This is a genomic window from Streptomyces sp. NBC_00353, from assembly GCF_036108815.1.
Taxonomy (GTDB): domain Bacteria; phylum Actinomycetota; class Actinomycetes; order Streptomycetales; family Streptomycetaceae; genus Streptomyces.
On record NZ_CP107985.1, the window covers coordinates 4,235,726 to 4,254,409 of the forward strand.

15 protein-coding genes are annotated in these 18,684 nt (G+C 69.7%); 9 read left to right on the top strand and 6 right to left on the bottom strand.

Going from position 1 to position 18,684, the window contains the following annotated elements; translation table 11 throughout:
• Positions 1–32 precede the first annotated feature (32 nt).
• From OHA88_RS19060 to OHA88_RS19070, 3 genes are read right to left on the bottom strand one after another with little or no spacing between them, the layout of a single operon-like run.
• Positions 33–584 carry an isochorismatase family protein gene (locus tag OHA88_RS19060; protein ID WP_267002324.1) on the bottom strand — a complete coding sequence of 184 codons (552 nt, stop codon included), beginning with the start codon at positions 582–584 and terminating at the stop codon, positions 33–35.
• Positions 585–626: 42 nt separating this feature from the next.
• Positions 627–2,129 carry an MFS transporter gene (locus OHA88_RS19065; protein WP_443044377.1) on the bottom strand — a complete coding sequence of 501 codons (1,503 nt, stop codon included), beginning with the start codon at positions 2,127–2,129 and terminating at the stop codon, positions 627–629.
• A gap of 14 nt (positions 2,130–2,143) precedes the next feature.
• Positions 2,144–2,614 (bottom strand): MarR family winged helix-turn-helix transcriptional regulator, encoded by a 471-nt coding sequence (locus OHA88_RS19070; RefSeq protein WP_328626410.1) that lies wholly within the window; start codon positions 2,612–2,614, stop codon positions 2,144–2,146.
• A gap of 148 nt (positions 2,615–2,762) precedes the next feature.
• Between OHA88_RS19070 and OHA88_RS19075 the strand changes: the two genes are divergently transcribed.
• Positions 2,763–3,833: a LacI family DNA-binding transcriptional regulator gene (locus OHA88_RS19075; protein WP_328626411.1), complete on the top strand. Its 1,071-nt coding sequence runs from the start codon at positions 2,763–2,765 to the stop codon at positions 3,831–3,833.
• 146 nt (positions 3,834–3,979) lie between these two features.
• Here OHA88_RS19075 and OHA88_RS19080 read toward each other — a convergent pair whose 3' ends face one another.
• Positions 3,980–4,972 carry an acetylxylan esterase gene (locus tag OHA88_RS19080; protein WP_328626412.1) on the bottom strand — a complete coding sequence of 331 codons (993 nt, stop codon included), beginning with the start codon at positions 4,970–4,972 and terminating at the stop codon, positions 3,980–3,982.
• 234 nt (positions 4,973–5,206) lie between these two features.
• Between OHA88_RS19080 and OHA88_RS19085 the strand changes: the two genes are divergently transcribed.
• The 5 genes from OHA88_RS19085 to OHA88_RS19105 all read left to right on the top strand — a co-directional run bounded on the left by OHA88_RS19085 (position 5,207) and on the right by OHA88_RS19105 (position 11,402).
• The gene (locus OHA88_RS19085; RefSeq protein ID WP_328626413.1) at positions 5,207–6,448 is read left to right on the top strand and encodes a sugar ABC transporter substrate-binding protein; all 1,242 of its coding nucleotides are present in this window, start codon (positions 5,207–5,209) and stop codon (positions 6,446–6,448) included.
• Between the two features lie 5 nt (positions 6,449–6,453).
• Positions 6,454–7,446 (top strand): carbohydrate ABC transporter permease, encoded by a 993-nt coding sequence (locus OHA88_RS19090; protein WP_267002336.1) that lies wholly within the window; start codon positions 6,454–6,456, stop codon positions 7,444–7,446.
• Positions 7,443–8,345, top strand: a complete 903-nt coding sequence (locus tag OHA88_RS19095) for a carbohydrate ABC transporter permease (protein WP_326817689.1) — start codon at positions 7,443–7,445, stop codon at positions 8,343–8,345. The genes OHA88_RS19090 and OHA88_RS19095 overlap by 4 nt, the downstream gene beginning before the upstream one ends.
• Before the next feature lie 78 nt (positions 8,346–8,423).
• Positions 8,424–9,626, top strand: a complete 1,203-nt coding sequence (locus tag OHA88_RS19100) for a glycoside hydrolase family 1 protein (protein WP_328626414.1) — start codon at positions 8,424–8,426, stop codon at positions 9,624–9,626.
• Positions 9,627–9,875: 249 nt separating this feature from the next.
• Positions 9,876–11,402 (top strand): glucoamylase family protein, encoded by a 1,527-nt coding sequence (locus tag OHA88_RS19105; protein ID WP_328626415.1) that lies wholly within the window; start codon positions 9,876–9,878, stop codon positions 11,400–11,402.
• A gap of 34 nt (positions 11,403–11,436) precedes the next feature.
• Here OHA88_RS19105 and OHA88_RS19110 read toward each other — a convergent pair whose 3' ends face one another.
• A complete protein-coding gene (locus tag OHA88_RS19110; RefSeq protein WP_328629731.1) occupies positions 11,437–12,486 on the bottom strand; it encodes a glycoside hydrolase family 18 protein in 1,050 nt (349 codons plus the stop codon).
• 334 nt (positions 12,487–12,820) lie between these two features.
• Between OHA88_RS19110 and OHA88_RS19115 the strand changes: the two genes are divergently transcribed.
• The 3 genes from OHA88_RS19115 to OHA88_RS19125 all read left to right on the top strand — a co-directional run bounded on the left by OHA88_RS19115 (position 12,821) and on the right by OHA88_RS19125 (position 16,057).
• Positions 12,821–13,015, top strand: a complete 195-nt coding sequence (locus tag OHA88_RS19115) for a hypothetical protein (protein ID WP_328626416.1) — start codon at positions 12,821–12,823, stop codon at positions 13,013–13,015.
• 126 nt (positions 13,016–13,141) lie between these two features.
• On the top strand, positions 13,142–15,265 hold the full coding sequence (locus OHA88_RS19120) for a TPM domain-containing protein (protein WP_328629732.1): 2,124 nt from the start codon (positions 13,142–13,144) through the stop codon (positions 15,263–15,265).
• A gap of 78 nt (positions 15,266–15,343) precedes the next feature.
• A complete protein-coding gene (locus tag OHA88_RS19125; protein WP_326627616.1) occupies positions 15,344–16,057 on the top strand; it encodes a PspA/IM30 family protein in 714 nt (237 codons plus the stop codon).
• 45 nt (positions 16,058–16,102) lie between these two features.
• On the opposite strand, the gene OHA88_RS19130 is transcribed toward OHA88_RS19125, so the two are convergent.
• Complete coding sequence (locus OHA88_RS19130; RefSeq protein ID WP_328629733.1) at positions 16,103–18,652, bottom strand: SpoIIE family protein phosphatase; 2,550 nt, start codon at positions 18,650–18,652, stop codon at positions 16,103–16,105.
• Positions 18,653–18,684 lie beyond the last annotated feature (32 nt).

Sequence of the window (18,684 nt, forward strand, 5' to 3'; positions counted from 1 at the left end):
GCTCGGGCCGAACCCGTCCGGCTCGACGGGGCTCAGCCCAGCAGCTTGACGATCGCCTCGGTGGTGTCCGTCTCGCCCAGCCGCGGGAAGATCTTCTCGATGCTGTTGTCGTGGGCGCCGCCGTCCATGTCGGTGACCGCGTCCGTGACGACGGTGACGTTGTAGCCGTGCTCGTTCGCGGCCCGGGCGGTGGACTCCACGCCGATGCTGGTCGCGATGCCCGTCAGCACGACCTGCGTGACACCGCGGCGGCGCAGCTGAAGGTCGAGGTCGGTGCCGTAGAAGGCGCCCCACTGCTGCTTGGTGACCACGATGTCGCCGTCGCGCGGGCCGAGCTCGGGGACGATGTCGGCCCAATCGGCAGCCGGCTGCCCGGAACGGGGGGCGCCCTCGGTGCGGCCGGGGGCGCCGCCGGTCACGCGGACCAGGACGACCGGGAGACCCTTGGCGCGGAACGCGTCGGCGAGGGTCGCGGAGTTCGCGACGATGTCGGCGGCGGGGTGGGCGGTGGGGAGGTCGACGATGCCCTTCTGAAGATCGACGACGACCAGGGCGGTCTTCTGGTCGAGGGTGGTGGCGGTCATGATGGCGCTCCTCCTGGGGGGGATGGGTGGTGCCTGTGGTGGTCAGGTGCGGGTGCGCAGGGCGCGGTCGGTGAGGGTCAGGACGATCAGCAGCAGGCCGAGTACGACGGAGACCACAGCCATGAGATGGAGCCCGCCGTCGCTCGCCGACCGACCGTAGGCAAGGGCGATCAGGCTGGACGCGGTGATCGCCCCGATGTACTGGGCGGTGCGCTGGAGTCCGGCGGCTGACCCGATGCTCTCGGGCGGCGCGTACGCCTGGACGGCGGCCTGGTTGCTCGTACCGATCAGCCCTTGCGGGATGCCGAAGCAGGCGCCGGCGAGCAGCAGCACGGCGAGCGGCGTGGAACCGGAGAGGAACACCAGCACCGCGGCCCCGACGGTGAGCAGCACACAGGCCAGTGCGAGCGGGCCGCGGATGCCCTTCGTCCGGGCTCCGAGCAGCGAACAGGCCAGTGCGGCGAGTGACATCGGCAGCATCAGCAGTCCGGTGTGGCCGGAGGAGTAGCCACGTACCTCCTCCAGCCACTGCGTATAGCCGTACATCACGCAGTAGATCAACAGGTAGCTCAGTCCGTGCCGCAGATACGTGCGGGCGAGCGCTGCGTTGCTCGCGAGCATCCGCAGGTCGATGAAGGGCCGCGGGCGGCGCAGCTGCCACCACACCAGCACACCGGTCAGCACGGCGAAGGGCGCGAGCAGCCACCACATCGGGTGGGCGAGATCGAGCAGGAAGAAGACCAGCACGGTCAGGGCGGTGGAGAAGAGGCCGATGCCGAGCGGATCCAGGTCGAGCCGGGGCGCACGACCGTCGGCTCCACGCGTGCGCGGCGGATCCGCCGGGATCCAGAGCAGCGCGAAACCGAACGCGATGAGGGCGACGGGCACATTGACGGCGAAGATGCCCCGCCAGCCGACGACCATGACGAGCAGCCCGCCGAGCGTGGGCCCGACGGCGGCGCTGCCGAGCGCGGCGAAGGAGAGCCGGGCCAGGACGGGACGTGGGGTGGCCCGGCCGACCCGCCGGGACTCGTCGCGCAGCACCGCCATGGCGGCCGGGTAGGCGGCCGACGTACCGATGCCGAGCAGCAGCCGGGATGCGATCAGCCAGCCGAAACTCGGCGCGAACGTCCCGACGAGGCCGGAGGCGATCACGACGACCAGACCGGCGAGGAAGACGCGGCGGGGGCCGAGGGCGTCGGCGAGCTTGCCGAGAACGGGCTGGGCGACGGCGCTGGCGAGGTAGAGGACCGAGATGAGCCAGGCGGTGTCGGCGGCACCGATGCCGAAGGTGTGGGCGATCGCCACCAGGGCCGTGGAAATCATGGTGGTGTTGAGCGGGTTGAGCAGGGAGCCGAGGAGCAGCGGTGCGGTGAGGCGCGCACTGAAACCGGGGCAGGTGGCTGCGGGGCGCCCGGAGGAAGTGGCCGCAAGACGGCCGAGGCCGGTAGAGGTGGCCGCCGCGGTCGCTTGCGGGGCCGGCCGGTCGCTTGTCACTTCCACTTCGACTTTCACCGCGCCCGCCTCCGCCGCCGGTGTCGGCATCGGCTCCGGGGCGGTCACTGCTCGACCAGGCGGTCCAGGAGGGCCGTGGCCTCGGCGACGGTACGGCGCTCGGCCCCGTCGAGCTCGGCAGCGATCGCTTCGGCGAGCCAGTTGTGCTTGGCGGCCCGGACCGCGCCGAGCGTGGTCCGGCCGACATCTGTGATGGACATGACCGACTTCCGGCCGTCGACAGGATCCGGCGCCCGCTCGACGAGCCCCTGACTCTCCAGCGCCCCGAGGGTCAGCCGCATGGACTGGGGCCGTACGTACTCGGCGCGGGCCAGCGCGGCCGTGGTGGCCGGGCCCTCCCGGTCGAGGCGGGAGAGCACCGCGCGCTGGGTCGGGGTGAGCAGGCTGTCCGACGATGTGGTGCGCAGCCGGCGCAGCAGGCGGCTGACGACGGACGCCAGCTGCGTCGCGACCTGCTCCGCGCTGGGCTCGCCGCCCGGCTCGGCGGTGGTGGCTTCGGACAATGGTTCCCGCATGAGTCCATCGTAAAAGATGCACAGGCCATCTTGCAAGGTTGCCTGTCTATTTTCTATGCGGCCTTGCTCGTGGCGTGGCGTGCGATCTAGGGTGAATGCGCTTTCAAAGTGTGTAGGTACGGGAAGAAGAAGCGGACGGTCGGTTCGGGTGAGTGCCCCAACGGTGTACGACGTCGCAGAGCGGTCGGGCGTCTCGATTGCGACGGTCTCGCGGGTCTACCGCAACCCCGACTCCGTGCGCGCCCAGACCCGCGAGCGGGTCCTCGATGCGGCCCGCGAGCTCGGGTACGTACCCAGCGGGAACGCGCGAGGCCTGGCCAGCCGCACCACCGGAGTGCTCGGGCTCTGCTTCCCCGACTACGCCGACCCGGACGCCGAGGCCGACGCGGAGGCGGACAGCGACGCCGACGACGCGGTGATGCTCTACTCCGACCAGATCATCCGCGGCATGGAACGCGCGGCACGGCGACACGGGTACGCGCTGCTGATCGCCGCGTCACTGGAGGGCGGGCCCGAGAGCCTCGTCGCGAAGGTGGCCGGCCGGGTCGACGGCTTCGCGGTGCTTGCGCAGACCGTGCCGACCGAGGATCTCGAAGTGATCTCGCGCCGGCTGCCGGTGGTGATGCTCGCCGGGCCGCGCGAGATCGACCACCTCGACCACATCGTCGTGGCCAACGCCGACGGCGAACGCGAACTGGCCCGTCACCTGATCGATGACCACGGGCTGCGCAGACTCGCCTTCATCGGGGGCGAGGTGGCGTCACCGGACGCCGAGGCGCGGTTCCGCGGCTTCCAGGAGGCCTGCCGCGACGCCGGACTCCCGGTGCCGGACGCACCGGACATGCGGGCCGAGATGATGACGCAGGCCGAAGGCGCCCGGACGGCGGAAGCCATGCTCGACCGGTACGCAGGCCTGAGTGACACCGAACGTCCGCAGGCCATGCTGTTCGCCAACGACCAGATGGCGGTGGGCGCGCTGCGCGCGCTGGAACGGCGCGGGGTGCGGGTGCCCGACGACCTCGCCGTGACCGGGTTCGACGGGATCCCGCTGAGCCGGATCGTACGACCGCCGCTGACGACCGTACGACAGCCGATCCGGCAGCTGGGCGAGCAGGCGGTGGAACTGCTCGTGCAGCACCTGGGCGACCGGGAACGCGAGCCGGTATCCCTGATGCTCCCGGTATCCCTGGCCCGCCGGGCGAGCTGCGGCTGCGGCTGAGCCCGCCGAACGGACTGCGGCTGCCTCATGCGCCGGACGAGCCGCGAAGCCCGGACCGTCCGGCGCGTGAGGCCGGGCCGACCCGGCAGTTGTGCGTGCCTGGACGCGCGAGCCCGGCCCGACCGGCCCGCCCCCTCCGGACACCCCTAGCCCATATGCGCCCCGAAGAACCGCTCCCGGTTCCCCCGCAGCTGGGCCACCTCCCCGACGAGCCCCTCGTACTCGAAATGCCCCGCGCTCAGCACCTGCAGTTCACGCGGTCCGGCGAGCGCATTGTGTACGGCGAACTGGCCGGGCGGCGGCACCGAGGGATCGAACAGCGCTGCCGCCACCAGCGTCGGCAGGTCCAGCTGCGCGGCGGCCGTCGCAGCGTCGAAGTAACGCAGCACTTCGGTGACTTCGGGATGGTCCCGGTGATACGCGCGCAACGACTCACCGCTGCCGACGCACCGCAGCGTGAGCCGCAACGGGTGGTTGCCGAACGTGGGCACCGTCAGCTGCGCGGCGCCGAACCGGTCGTCCCACGGCAGGGCCAGCGCACCGAGCCCGCCGCCGAAGCTCTCCCCGAGATAGCCGAGCCGGGGAGCCCCCGGACCACCCCCGGGGGCCAGCTCCGGAACGAGTTCGTGCAGCGCCGACGCGGCACACCACAGATCCGCCACGCAGTCGCCGATGACATACGTGTCTCGCGACCCGATGCCGTGACGGACATGCGCGTCGGCCACATCGGGGATTCCCGGCCACGGACCGCGGCTGCCCATGCCGCGCACGCAGGGCAGGATCGCGGCGGACCGGGGCAGGGGCAGCGGCAGATCGGGCCCCGGCTCCTGCCGGCCCCCGTACCCGTGGCCGATGACGAATCCGTGCTCCGCAACACCCTCGACGGGCAGGGCGAGCCAGCCGCCGATCCGGACCCCGCCCACGGAGGTGAACGTCACACCGTGGATCCGCAGTCCGTCCCGCTCGTCCTCCAGCGGTCCGATCTCCGGTTCCGCGGCGACCTTGCGGGCCTCGTCGTGGCGGGCTCGCCAGAAGGCCGCGAAATCGTCCGGGGCGGCGGGCGCGGGGACGCTCAGCAGCTCGTCCGACGTGTACCCGTAGGACGGATCGAACGGGAAATCATGCGCAAACGAAGACATGATCACGACAATATCGCCCAACCTCGGGCAGCGCGGTGCCCTACGAAATGGGTCACATCCTCTTCATATTCGCAAACACGCCGTTTACCGTTCCAAAGTTGAACATTTAGATGACGAGCACGTTGCACGAGTGTGACCTAGCACCCTCTTGCGCATCTCCGAACCTGTGTCGCAGAGTGATGTATGCGCTTACAGGCAGCGCATACATCCGGATTGCTCGAGGAGGAGCCCTCCATGTCCCGCACCGCCAGAACCGCCTCGGTCGGTATCGCAGTCGCGCTCGCATTCGGTATCACTGCATGTGGCAGTTCCGGTGCCGACGTCGCCGCGGACAAGAAGCAGACGCTCACCGTCTGGGCCATGGGGGCCGAGGGCGAGAAGCTCGCGGACGTGGCAAAGGTCTACGAGAAGTCGCACCCGAACATCACCGTCAAGGTCACCCCGGTCGGCTGGGACGTCGCCCACCAGAAGCTCGTCTCCGCGGCCGCCGCCGGCACCATGCCGGACGTGGCGCAGATGGGCGGCAGCTACATGGGCGAGTTCTCCGAGCTCGGTGTCCTGGAACCGGTGGACACGAAGACCTTCGACAAGAAGGACTTCTTCCCGTCCGGCTGGAACCAGGGTGAGGTGGACGGCACCGCGTACGGCGTGCCGTGGTACGTCGACACCCGCGTCCTCTACTACCGCACCGATCTGGCCGAGAAGGCCGGCATCGACAAGGCTCCGACCAACTGGAAGGAGATGCAGGATCTCGCCACCGCGTACCAGAAGAAGGCCGGTACCAAGTGGGGCCTGTCCATCCAGCCCAGCGGCCTGGACACGGTGCAGAACTTCTACTCCTTCCTGTACTCGGCCGGCGGCGAGATCGTCAATGACAAGGGCGAAGCCGTCATCGACAGCCCCGAGGCCGTCAAGGCGCTCAAGGAGTACGGCTCGTACTTCGACAAGGGCCTCTCCAACAAGTCCGTGGCGCCCGGCTACGACGTGGTGAAGGACTTCGGCAACGGCCGCGTCCCGATGTTCTTCGGCGGCCCCTGGCACGTCACCCTGCTGAACGAGGGCCAGCCGCAGATCAAGGGCAAGTGGGCGGTGGCCAACGTCCCCGCCGACAAGTCCTCCGTCTCCATGGCGGGCGGCTCCTCGCTGGTGGTTTCCAAGGACAGTGAGCACAAGGCCGCTGCCACGGAGTTCATCAAGTACCTGACCGACGCCAAGGGCCAGGCCGACTGGTACGAGCGCACCAAGGACCTGCCCGCCAACACCGCGGCCTGGACCTCCGGAGCACTCTCCGACGACGCCAACCTCCAGGTCTTCAAGAAGCAGATGGACACGGCCAAGGCCGCTCCCTCGCTCGCCAAGTGGACCGAGATCACCGACAAGGTCGACCAGGCCATCGCGAAGGTCACCCAGGGCAAGGCTTCCGCCCAGGACGCGCTGAAGACGGCGCAGTCCCAGATCGAAGGCCTCGTGAAGTAGGAGCCATGAGCACCATGACCGGAAAGGCCGCACAGCCGGCCAAGGTGCAGGCCGGGCCGGGGACCTCCCAGTCCCCGGCCGCCGGGCCCCAGGAGCGCCGGGGTCGCAAGAGGCCGTCGATGGGTGTGCAGAACGCGGCCGGCTGGCTGTTCTCCACCCCCTTCCTCGTCCTCTTCACCGTCTTCATGGCGTTCCCGATCCTCGCCACTCTGCTGATGAGCTTCACCGACTTCGGGCTGCGCAATGTCACGCACCCGCTGGACGCGAATTTCATCGGCTTCGAGAACTACGCCAATCTGTTCGGCGACGAGAAGTTCCTCAAGTCGCTCTTCAACACGGCGTACTTCGTGGTCATCGGCGTCCCCCTGACGATCTTCCTCGGACTGGTCGTCGCGGTGCTGCTGAACAACGGAATCGACCGGGCCCGGACCTTCTTCCGGGTCGGCTTCTACGCCCCGGTGGTCACCACCATCGTCGCCGTCGCCGTGGTCTGGCGGTTCGTCCTGGACCCGAGCGACGGACTGATCGCGGGCCTCTTCACCGAAGTGGGTCTCACCCCGCCGGACTTCCTCGGCTCCGAGACGCTGGCGATGCCCTCGATGATCGCTATGGCGGTATGGCGCAACCTCGGCACGGTCATGGTGCTTTTCATCGCCGGACTGCAGGCCATTCCCACCGAGGTACGGGAAGCCGCGAAGCTCGACGGCGCCGGTGTCTGGCACGAGTTCCGCAGGATCACCGTGCCCCTGCTCCGGCCGACGCTGCTCTACGCCACGGTCATCACCACCATTGGCTACCTCAACGTCTTCGAGGAACCATTCGTGATGACGCAGGGCGGACCCTCGGACTCCACCCTCACCGTCTCGCTGAACATGTACCGCGAGGGCTTCAACTTCTTCCACATGGGCTACGCGAGCGCCATGGCGTATGTCCTCTTCGTAGTGATCATGGGCATCACTGTGCTCCAGCTCCGACTGCTGAAGGACAACACGAAATGAGCGCCACCCGTGCACCCGGCGCCGTCCCGGCGGCGCCGTCGAAGGAGCCGATCAGGCCCCAGGGCGTGAAGAAGACCCGGAACCCGAAGCGGCTGCTGATCTACGTCCTGCTCGCGGTCGGCCTGTTGGTCATGTCCGCCCCGTTCCTCTGGATGGCATTCTCGGCCTTCAAGACGTCGAGCGAACTGTCGGCCAGCCCGCCCGTGTGGATCCCCACCGAGTGGACCCTGGACAACTTCCGGGACCTGCTCGACAAGCTCGATCTGCCGCTGTACTTCATGAACTCCGTCATCGTGGCGGTGCTGGTCACCGTCTCGAACCTGGTGTTCTGCTCGATGCTCGGCTACGCCCTGGCCAAGCTGAACTTCGTCGGGCGCAACAAGATCTTCGGGCTGGTCCTGGGCGCCCTGATGGTGCCCGGCAACCTGATGCTGCTGCCGCTCTTCGTGCTGATGAGCAAGCTCCAACTGATCGACAGCTACGCGGGTCTCGTACTGCCCTTCGCCGCGGGAGCCTTCGGTGTCTTCCTGATGCGGCAGTTCATGCAGTCGATCCCGGACGAGCTGCTGGAAGCAGCCCGGATGGACGGCGCCGGCGAGTGGTACATCTTCTGGCGGATCGTGATGCCGCTGGTGAAGCCCGCCCTCGCAACGCTCTCGATCTTCGCCTTCCTCGGTTCCTGGAACAACTTCGTCTGGCCGCTGATCGCGACCAACGACCCGGACAAATACACGCTTCCGGTCGCGCTCGCGACGTTCGCCACGGACCCCAACAAGGCCGGTGGCTCCAACGGCATGCTGATGGCCGGAGCATTCCTGGTCGTGCTGCCCGTGCTGATCCTGTTCATCGCACTGCAGCGGCACTTCACCCAGGGCATCGCCACGGCGGGCATGAAGTAGCCCGCTCCACCGACTCGTACGAGGCCGCACCCCGCACCCCCGCCGGCCCCCCTTCACGCACCAGAAAGACATTTTGCGATGACTCACACCCAGGTCCCGTTCCCCGAAGGCTTCCTGTGGGGTGCCTCCACGGCCGCCCACCAGATCGAGGGCAACAACACCAACAGCGACTGGTGGGTCAAGGAACACGCCGCGGGCACCCACATCCAGGAGCCCAGCCTGGACGCCTGCGACAGCTACCACCGCTGGCACGAGGACATGGACGTGCTCGCCGGACTGGGCTTCACCGACTACCGGTTCTCCATCGAGTGGGCGCGCATCGAGCCGGCCGAGGGCCGGTTCTCCCGGGCCGAGCTCGCCCACTACCGCCGCATGGTCGAAGGCGCCGTTTCGCGCGGCCTGCGTCCGATGATCACGCTGCATCACTTCACCGTGCCGCAGTGGTTCGAGGCGCGCGGCGGCTGGACCGCCGAGGGTGCCACCGAGCTCTTCGCCCGCTACGTCGCCGCCTGCGCACCGGTGATCGGCCAGGACGTCAGCCACGTGTGCACCATCAACGAGCCCAACATGATCGCCGTGATGGCCGGCCAGGCCAAGCGTGGCGACAACAGCTTCCCGCCGGCGGGTCTGCCGACCCCGGACGACGAGACCACCCAGGCCGTCATCGCCGCCCACCACGCGGCCGTCAAGGAGGTCAAGGCGATCAACGCCGACATCCAGGTCGGCTGGACCATCGCCAACCAGGTCTACCAGGCCCTGCCCGGCGCCGAGGACGTCACCGCCGCGTACCGCCACCCGCGCGAGGACATCTTCATCGAGGCCGCCCGCGGCGACGACTGGATCGGCGTCCAGTCCTACACCCGTACCGAGATCGGCACCGACGGCCCGATCCCGACGGCCGACGGCGTCGAGCGCACCCTTACCCAGTGGGAGTACTACCCGTCCGCGGTGGGCTACGCGCTGCGCCACACCGCCGAGGTCGTCGGCGGCGACGTACCGCTGATCGTGACCGAGAACGGCATCGCGACCGATGACGACAGCCGTCGCATCGACTACTACACCGGGGCGCTGAACGAGGTCGCCGCCGCGCTGCAGGACGGCCTCAACATCACGGGCTACCTCGCATGGAGCGCCCTCGACAACTACGAGTGGGGCTCCTACAAGCCCACCTTCGGCCTGATCGGCTGGGACCCGGAGACCTTCGAGCGGCTGCCGAAGCCGTCCGCCGTCTGGCTGGGCGAGATGGGCCGCACCCGCACGCTGCCGCGCATCGCCGACTGACGGCGACCCACAGACCGGGAGCCACCTGACGGCCCCGTTCAGTACGGGAACCGACGGAACCTGACGGCCGCCGGTCCCCGTGCTGCTCCGTTCAGCGCGGCCGAAGCCCCACGGCTTCGGCCGCGCCGACGGACACACCCGAAAACGGCGCCACCACCGCAGCCACACCCGCGGCAGTCTCTCCACTGCCGCGTCGAGCACGCCACGAAATTCCCCCTTCCCCCTTCTGTCACTGGGAGCTGGATCTTCATGGACCGTCGCACATTCGTCACCGCCGCCGGGACCGGGGCTGCCGCCCTGTCCCTGGGGGCCATATCCGCGTCCTCCGCGAGCGCCGCGCAGTCCGTGGCCGCCTCGCCGGGCGCTCGTTCCGTTCCATCCGCGCATGCCGCGCAACCTGTTCATGCTCTTGATACACCGCTGCTGCTGCGCTGGTTCCGCGATACGTATCACTCGATCGAGGCCATGACGACCGACCTCGGTCTGGCCACGGACAAGATCGATGTCAGCGGCTCCGGCGGCCCCGTCCAGTCCCGCCAGACGTCGCCCACCAATATCGGCTGCGGCCTCTGGTCGACCGTCGCCGCCGCCGGTCTCGGCGTGATCAGCGAAGCCACGATGCACCGCAGGCTGGAGCGCACCGTCCGCACCGTGGAGAAGCTGGAGCGCCACCACGGCTTCTGGCTCAACTGGTACGACGCGCACGACGGTTCGGTGCTGACCGAGTGGCCCGGCACCGGGGACCCGGTCCGTCCGTTCCTCTCCTCCGTCGACAACGCCTGGCTGATCACCGGCCTGCGCATCGCCGCCGACGCCTCACCCGCGCTGCGCCCCCGTGTCGCCCGAATCCTGGCGACCGCCGACTGGTCCTACTACTACACGCCCTACGACGCTGCCGACCCGGTCGCCGGCCCCGGTCAGCTGCGCGGCGGCTTCTGGCCCGACACCGAGGAGCCCACCGGGCACCACTACGGCGCGCTCAACACCGAGCCCCGCATGGCCAGTTATCTGGGCATCGCGGACGGCTCGCTGCCCGCCGACCACTACTGGCACCTGCTGCGCACGATGCTCCCCGAGCACGAGCAGGAGCAGCATCCGCAGGGTGCGTACGTCGCCATGGACGGCGTCCGGGTGTGGCAGGGCCACTACACGCACCGCGGCCGGAAGATCGTTCCCAGCTGGGGCGGTTCGATGTTCGAGGCGCTGATGGTGCCGCTGTTCGTGCCGGAGGCGGAGTGGTCGCCGCAGTCCTGGGGTCTCACCCACCAGCGTTACGTCCGCAGCCAGATCGAACACGGTATGAAGGAAGCGGAGTACGGGTACTGGGGCTTCTCCCCCGCCAACATCCCCGAGGGCGGGTACCAGGAGTACGGTGTCGACGCCATCGGCATGCAGGTCGACGGCTATGCCTCCAACACCGATCGCACGTACACCACGGACGGCGCTCCGCTGCCGCCCGCGTCGGCCTTCACCAACGGTGTGGTCACCCCGCACGCCTCGTTCCTCGCCCTGCCGTACGCACCGGGCGAGGCGGTCGCCAACCTGCGGGCGCTCGACCGCGACTTCGGGGCCTACCACGAGGGCTACGGCTTCCGGGATTCCGTCAATGTCCGCACGGGACGGGTCAGCGACTACATGCTCGCCCTCGACCAGGGCATGATCGCCGCGGCGCTGGCCCAGGCGATCCGCCCCGGGCTGCTGCAACGGCCTTTCCGGACCGGCGGGTTCCGGTCGAAGGTGCGTCCTCTGCTCACCAAGGAGCAGTTCTCCATCTGACCTGCGGCGGCGTGAAGCAAGGGCGGTTCCGAAGTCAGTTCCATCCCTCGCGGTACGCCGCCCAGTCGCCCTCCCGCGCCGCGAAGTCGACATAGAGCGCGACTCCGAACCGTTCCCGGCCGCGGCCCGTACGCGCCAGACCGAGTCTGGTGCCTCGGACCGCGGCCGAGACCGTCTCCGCCGCCTCATGGTGTCCGAGATCGTCCTCGTGGAAGAAGGGCAGACCCATCAGGAGATCGGTTCCCGGGGGTGTCACCTCCAGGGCGAGCGCGGTCTGCTCGGCGACGTAACCGCCGTACATGCCCTCCAGCGGCATCCAGGTGTCGTACGACATGACGGCGATCTGGTCGACGCGCCGCGCCACCTGCCCGAAGAACTTCTGCGACCACCACTTGGGACTGCCGCTGAGTGTGCCAACGACACTGTGCGCTGCGGGGAGCGGGTCGATCTGGTGAGCGGCGACGGAGAGCGGGGCCCTGCGGGCCTTCGTGAGGGCGTGCAGGTCGTCGAGGAGCGAGAGGTAGTGCGGGTCGCCGGAGTGCAGAGGTTCGAGGTCGAAGTGGACACCGTCGAAACCGGCATCGAGGATCTGCCTCGCGGAGTCGACCACGGCGGTGCGGGAAGCACCCCGTTCAAGGTGCAGACCGGTGGGTCCCTCCGTGGCGAGTACGTCCCCGAGCCAGGCCTGCACCCGGATGCCGGGCAGGGTGCGATGCACGGCATCGACCAGCCACCGTGCCTTCGGGTAGCGGGTCGCGGGCAGTGTGCCGTTGTGCTCCAGAGGCCCCGCATGGACGTACAGGTCCTTGATCCCCGTCCCACGGATCCGGTCGGCGAACGCGGCCAGGTCCCTGCCGTTCTTGCGCCCGTCGACCCAGGCGTGCCCGAGCCAGACGGCGTCACGGCCGCGGGTACGGGTGCCGGCGCCCGGGTCGCCGGAGTAGTTGAGCCGCAGGGTGACACCCGCGGTGAGCAGCGGAACCACGATCACCAGGACGAGTCCCAGCGCGATCCGCCGCGGCCAGGTCCGCCACAACCGATTCCAGCGGAACCGGGCCGCCCAGTTCCGCACAGCGCCGGCCATGCCCTTCATGTGCGAACGCACTCCGGTTACCCCCTGATTGTCGGTGTGCCGTGGCAGTATGACCGGCATGATGTCCCACCGCCGAAAGGCCGATGCCGCGTAAGCGGCCCGGCGCGCTGCACACCGCCCCGCGGAGGACACCCGGATGACTGTCCGGCCCGGGCAGAATTCGTCGGCTCTCCCTCCTCACCGGCGCCGCGATCCGTCGCGTGGAGCGTGAGAGCGATCTGTACGGGATCTTCCCGGGGCGAACCGCAGCGGCCCTGCACCACAACTGCTCCCTCTTCTGCCTCCCCCCGGCCGCACCCTGTGTCCCTCGCCGGCTGCCCCTGCCATGGCTGCCCGCTCGAACGTGACCCGCGCCCGGGACGTGCTGGGCGACATCCTGTCCGCATTCGCGCCACGGCCGCAGGCCGAGCTGGGACGTCGGATCACCCGGCTCGACGCGCAGCTGCTGCGCCGGCCCCCGGCCGATCCGCGCGCGCCCGGTCATCCGTGGCGCCGCGAGGCGGGGTGGGGATGCGCCTGAACGACGGGGTCGTCGATCCCGCACGGCGCCTGCGGTAGGACCGACGGCGGGTCCGGCCTCGTGACCGTCCCCCGGTGGATCGCCGGGTCGCGGGTGACTGAGGGTGGACATAGCCTCACACATGTGATGCAGCTCGTGAGCCGTACCCGGATTCTCATACCGGGCCGGGCCCTCGTCGCCGTGCTGATGGCGGTGTGCTGGCTGGCCCTTCCCGCTGCGCCGGCCGCTCGCGCCGACGACCCCGTCACGTTGTCCCGGGACGGGCAGATCACCGACAAGGTGGGTGCGCTCGGCGACCGCCGGGGCCAGGTGGTCGCCGCACTCGACCGCCTCTACGCAGACCGGCGCATCCAGCTCTTCGTCGTGTACGTACGGGACTTCTCCGGCCGTTCCGCGCAGAACTGGGCCGATGCGACGGCCGACAAGAACGGTCTCGGTCTCGACGACGTGCTGCTCGCCGTCGCCACGCACGACCGGCAGTACGCGTACACCGTGGACCCGGGCTCCCGCCTCACCGACGCCCAGCTGCGGGACGTGGCGAGCACGGCCATCGAGCCGGCCCTCAAGCAGAACGACTGGGCGGGCGCCGCGATCGGGGCGGCCAACGGCTATGCCGCCGTAGTGGCCGGGAAGCCGGTGCCCACCCCTACCATCACACCCGGCATCGACGATCCCGGAACAGGCAGTTCCGGCGGGACGAGCACCGGGGACCTGATCCTTCCCGTGGTCCTCATCGGCGGAGCGGGAGCGGTCGCCGCCTATGCGTACGCCCGCCGGAAGCGACGCACCACGACCCGCACCACGCCCGGATCGGCCGGTTGGGGACACGGCGCCGCACCGTCGGGCGGGCCGCCCCGGCCACCGACTCCGCTGCCGGAGCTCGATGCCCGTGCCAAACAGGCGCTGGTGGAGACGGATGACGCGGTCCGCACCAGTGAGGAGGAACTCGGTTTTGCCACCGCGCAGTTCGGGGAAGAGGCCGCCGCCCCGTTCACCGAGGCCGTCACGTTCGCGAAAGGCGAGCTGACGGCCGCGTTCCGGTTGCGTCAGCAGCTGGACGATGCATTCCCGGAGGACGATGCGACGCGTCGCCGGATGCTGGACGAGATCACCAACCGCTGCACGGGGGCCAATGCCCGTCTCGATACCGTCTCCGAGGACTTCGACCGGCTGCGCGCACTGGAACGCAACGCTCCACAGGCGCTTGCGACAGCCGAGACCGCGTTCCGTGCACTCGCGGTCCGGGCTTCGGCGGCCGAGACCTCCCTCGCCTCGATGCGCAGCCGGTACGCGGATTCGGCCTCCTCCTCCGTCGCGGACGACATCGAGCAGGCGAAGGACCGCCTCGTCTTCACGACCTCCAGCCTGAACCAGGCGAGGCAGGCGGTGGACGGGGGAAACAACGCGGCAGCGGCGGTGTACGTACGGGCGGCCGAGGGTGCGGTCGACCAGGCGACCACGCTCGTCGACGCCGTGGACCGGCGTGCCCGGGAGCTCGCGGCGGCAGCGGCGGCACTGCCGGCCGCACTCACCGAGACGGAGACCGATCTGGCCGATGCGGGCGGGCTGCTGGAAGGCACCTCGGAGGGGGTGTCGACCGCGGATCTGCGCGGCCGGATCGCCCGCGCACAGTCGGTACTGGGCGACGTGAGCAGGGAGATGCAGGCCGGCCGCTACGACCCGATCGATGCGCTGCGCAGGGTGGAGGAGGCCGATGCCGCGCTGGACGAGGCGCTGGCCGGGGCCCGCGAACGTGAGCAGGGTGACCGTCGGGCCCGATCCCTGCTCGACCAGGCGATGCTCACCACGCGCTCGGCAATCGCTGCCGCTGCGGACTACATCACAACGAATCGGGGGGCCGTCGGCAGCCAGGCCCGGACCCGGCTCGCGGAGGCCCAGCGGCGGCTGGAGCGGGCCCGGGAGCTGGCAGGCACGGACGATCCACAGGGTGCGCTGGCCGAGGCTCATCAGGCCGGCTCACTGGCCGGGCAGGCGCGGAGCCTGGCCGAAGAGGATGTGCGGGCGTACGGGAACCGGAACGGCCCGGGCGGTGTACAAGGAGGGGGCGGCGGGGTTGGCGGCGCGGTCCTCGGCGGGATCATCCTCGGCGGACTCCTGGGCGGCGGCGGGGGCGGCAGGGGTTACGGAGGGGGGTTCGGCGGCGGATTCGGCGGGGGCGGAGGCGGCGGCCCCGGCAGCTTCGGCGGCGGGGGCACTCGCGGCCGGCGAGGCGGCGGCGGCCGCTTCTGAACCATCGGCAGAGCATGCACAGGGAGCGTTCCCACGGTCCGTAACGGCGTTCGTAGTGTCATACAAAGGAGAGGTGCCATGACCAAGCAGACCATCCTCGGCCGCGTCACTCAGCTGGCGAAAGCCAATATCAACGCCCTGCTGGATCAGGCGGAGGATCCGCAGAAGATGCTGGACCAGCTGATCCGCGACTACACGGCGAACATCTCGGAGGCCGAGCAGGCGGTGGCGGCGACCATCGGCAATCTGCGGCTCATGGAACAGGACCACCGCGAGGATGTCGACGCGGCCAAGGAATGGGGCGACAAGGCCCTCGCCGCCAGTCGCAAGGCGGACGAGCTACGGGCCGCCGGATCGGTGGCGGAGGCCGACAAGTTCGACAACCTGGCCAAGGTCGCGCTCGGCCGGCAGCTCCAGTCGGAGAAGGAGGCGAAGACCGCGGAGCCGACGATCGCGTCGCAGACGGTGGTGGTGGACAAGCTCAAATCCGGCCTGGATCAGATGAAGTCGAAGCTGACGGAGCTGAAGTCCAAGCGGGACGAGCTGGTCGCGCGCGCCAAGTCGGCCCAGGCACAGAATCAGATGATGGACTCCGTCAAGAACATCAATGTTCTCGACCCGACCAGTGAGCTCAGCCGATTCGAGGACAAGGTCCGGCGGGAGGAGGCGAAAGCGATGGGCAAGCAGGAGCTCGCCGCATCGTCCCTGGACGCCCAGTTCGAGCAGCTGGACAGCCTGGGCGACAGCGCGGAGGTCGAGGCCAGGCTCGCCGCCCTGAAAACGGCCTCATGACCACCGCACCCGGAGCGCTCACCGCACTCGCACCACGTCGGCGTGTCAGAACATACTCAGCAGCTGCTCGACCGTGCGCTCGGCGGCCGGCTGCCCGTCGGGCAGCGGCAGTTCGAACCAGACGGTCTTGCCACGCGGTGTCCGCCTCGAACCCCAGGCCGCGCTCAACAGCCCTACCAGCTGCAGCCCTCGACCGCCCTCGTCCGTGTCGCGCGCCCGGCGGCGTCGTGGCTGGACGAGACCCGCGTCCCATACCTCGCACACGAGCGTACGGTCACGCAGCAGCCTGAGCCGGATCTCGCCCTCGCCGTACCGCAGGGCGTTGGTCACCAGCTCGCTGACGAGGAGTTCGGTGGTGTCCACCAGGTCGTCGAGGTCCCAGGCGATCAGTTGGCTGCGGGCAAGTTCGCGGGCGCGACCGACGGAGCGGGGTTCGCTCGGCAGCCGCCAGTCGCCGACCGCGTCGGACGGCAGGCCCTGGATGCGGGCCATCAGCAGGGCGATGTCGTCCTCGCCATGCCGGGTGTCGAGGGTGGTCAGGACGTGGTCACAGACATCCTCCAGGGGGAGTTCGGGTTCGACGAGGGCGTCGCGCAGAGCCTGCAGTCCTTCGTCGAGCGGGTGATCGCGGGATTCGACGAGTCCATCGGTGTAGAGGGCGAGGAGGGCGCCCTCCTTGAGTTCGACCTCGACTTCCTCGAAGGGTTCGCCGCCTACGCCGAGCGGCATCCCGGGCGGAACGTCGAGCAGCAGGGCCGGTTCGCCCGGCTCGACCACAACAGGGGGAAGGTGACCGGCGTTGGCGAAGGTGCACCGCCGGGTGACCGAGTCGTAGACGGCATAGACACATGTCGCCAGGTAGACCTCGGACAGGTCAGCGTCGCGGGACTTGTGGGAGGCCCTCGAGGGCCACTGGGCGCCACCGCCGAAGCCGTCGGAGGCCGTGCTGCCACCGGGGGTGCCGAGGCCGCGGGCGACCTCATCGAGCGCAGAGAGCACTTCGGCGGGTTCCAGGTCGAGGAGGGCCAGGGTCCTTACGGCAGTGCGCAGTTCACCCATGGCGACGGCGGCCCGCAGCCCGCGGCCCATGACGTCGCCGACGACCAGGGCGGTGCGATGCCCGGGGAGTTCGATCACATCGAACCAGTCGCCGCCCACCTCGGTCGCCGCGTTGCCGGGCAGATAGCGGCAGGCGATGTCGAGGCCCGCGGCCTCGGGGTCACCGGGTGGCAGCAGGCTGCGCTGGAGGATGAGTGCGCGTTCGTGCTCGCGCCGGTAGAGGCGGGCGTTGTCGATACAGACGGCGGCGCGGGCGGCCAGCTCGGTGGCGAGGGCACGGTCGCGCTCGCCGAAGGGCTCGCTGCCCTTCGTGCGGGAGAACTGGACGAGGCCGACGACGGTGTCATGGGCGACCATCGGCACGGCGAGGGTGGACTGGACGAAGCCACGGTCGTCCCCGGGGACGTTCTTGACCCGGCCGGTGCGCAGAGCCTTGGCGCAGGGGGAGTTGAAGGGGTAGCGGTGGACGGCGCCCAGTGCCGGCGGGTCGGTGTCCCCGTCGGTCGCGGTGCTGTCCGGGACGGCGTCCGAGACGGCGCTGGCGAAGCCGACGCGGCGCAGTTCGGCGGAGCCGCCGACGGGCTCCTGGCGGAGCGATCCCCAGCTGCCGGGCGGTGCCTCGTCGCCGGTGAGCAGCCCCTGGTAGAGGTCGACGGAGGCGAGGTCGCAGAAGCCGGGTACGGCCACGTCGAGGAGTTCGCGGGCGGTGGTCTCCAGGTCGAGCGAGTTGCCGATGCGGGCGCTGGCCTCGTTGAGGAGGGCGAGGTTACGGCGGGCGCTGGCGGCCTCGCGGGCGGCAATATGGCGGCGGGTGACATCGGTGGCCAGTCCGGCGATGCCGATGGGCCGGCCTGCTCCGCTGTGCACGCGGTAGAGGTTCATCGACCAGTGACGGCTCTCCGCGTCGCCGGGTGCGGTGCCGACGAGCTGGAGATCGGTGACGGAGTCTCCGGTCTCCAGGACCCGCTTGAGGGTGGCGGTGAGCCGCTCGGCCTCGGGGCGGGCGAGATAGTCGTCGACCGTGCGGCCGCGGTGGTCGTCGGCCTGGCCGCCGAAGACGGTGGCGAAGCGCTGGTTGGCTCGTACGACCGTGAAGTCCGTGCCGAACAACACGAAACCGAAGGGAGATTGGCCGAAAATGGCCTGCGAAGCCGCCAGGTCCGTCTCGATACGGCGCAGGGCGCGGACATCCACGACGATGCAGAGCGCGGCCCGCTCCCCGTTCCCCGTCTCACTGGGCATCACATAGAGCTCGGCGAGCCCGTGGACGGCATTTTCGCCCGGGATGCGGAAGGGGACGAGGCCCGTCCACTCCTTGCCGTCGAGTATCTCGCCGACCCGGCGATGGCCGTCGGTGCGCAGCTCGGAGGGCATGAAGGCCTCGACCGGATCCCTGCCCACCGCTTCGTCTGCGGCAATGCCGAAGAGACCGGCGGCCCGGCGGCTCCACTGCTCGATCAGCCCGTCGGGGCCGATCGAGAAGGAGGCGACCCTGATGTAGTCATAGATCGAGCCAGGCGGGCTGCTCTGCCACACGACGTTGCCCGCTGTCCCAGGTATTTCGCTCA

What these genes read in the sequence shown, in the direction of transcription:
- OHA88_RS19060 (WP_267002324.1), bottom strand. Translation starts at nt 584, where the DNA reads ATGACCGCCACCACCCTCGACCAGAAGACCGCCCTGGTCGTCGTCGAT.
- OHA88_RS19065 (WP_443044377.1), bottom strand. Translation starts at nt 2,129, where the DNA reads ATGCCGACACCGGCGGCGGAGGCGGGCGCGGTGAAAGTCGAAGTGGAA.
- OHA88_RS19070 (WP_328626410.1), bottom strand. Translation starts at nt 2,614, where the DNA reads ATGCGGGAACCATTGTCCGAAGCCACCACCGCCGAGCCGGGCGGCGAG.
- OHA88_RS19080 (WP_328626412.1), bottom strand. Translation starts at nt 4,972, where the DNA reads ATGTCTTCGTTTGCGCATGATTTCCCGTTCGATCCGTCCTACGGGTAC.
- OHA88_RS19085 (WP_328626413.1), top strand. Translation starts at nt 5,207, where the DNA reads ATGTCCCGCACCGCCAGAACCGCCTCGGTCGGTATCGCAGTCGCGCTC.
- OHA88_RS19090 (WP_267002336.1), top strand. Translation starts at nt 6,454, where the DNA reads ATGAGCACCATGACCGGAAAGGCCGCACAGCCGGCCAAGGTGCAGGCC.
- OHA88_RS19095 (WP_326817689.1), top strand. Translation starts at nt 7,443, where the DNA reads ATGAGCGCCACCCGTGCACCCGGCGCCGTCCCGGCGGCGCCGTCGAAG.
- OHA88_RS19100 (WP_328626414.1), top strand. Translation starts at nt 8,424, where the DNA reads ATGACTCACACCCAGGTCCCGTTCCCCGAAGGCTTCCTGTGGGGTGCC.
- OHA88_RS19105 (WP_328626415.1), top strand. Translation starts at nt 9,876, where the DNA reads ATGGACCGTCGCACATTCGTCACCGCCGCCGGGACCGGGGCTGCCGCC.
- OHA88_RS19110 (WP_328629731.1), bottom strand. Translation starts at nt 12,486, where the DNA reads ATGGCCGGCGCTGTGCGGAACTGGGCGGCCCGGTTCCGCTGGAATCGG.
- OHA88_RS19115 (WP_328626416.1), top strand. Translation starts at nt 12,821, where the DNA reads ATGGCTGCCCGCTCGAACGTGACCCGCGCCCGGGACGTGCTGGGCGAC.
- OHA88_RS19120 (WP_328629732.1), top strand. Translation starts at nt 13,142, where the DNA reads ATGCAGCTCGTGAGCCGTACCCGGATTCTCATACCGGGCCGGGCCCTC.
- OHA88_RS19125 (WP_326627616.1), top strand. Translation starts at nt 15,344, where the DNA reads ATGACCAAGCAGACCATCCTCGGCCGCGTCACTCAGCTGGCGAAAGCC.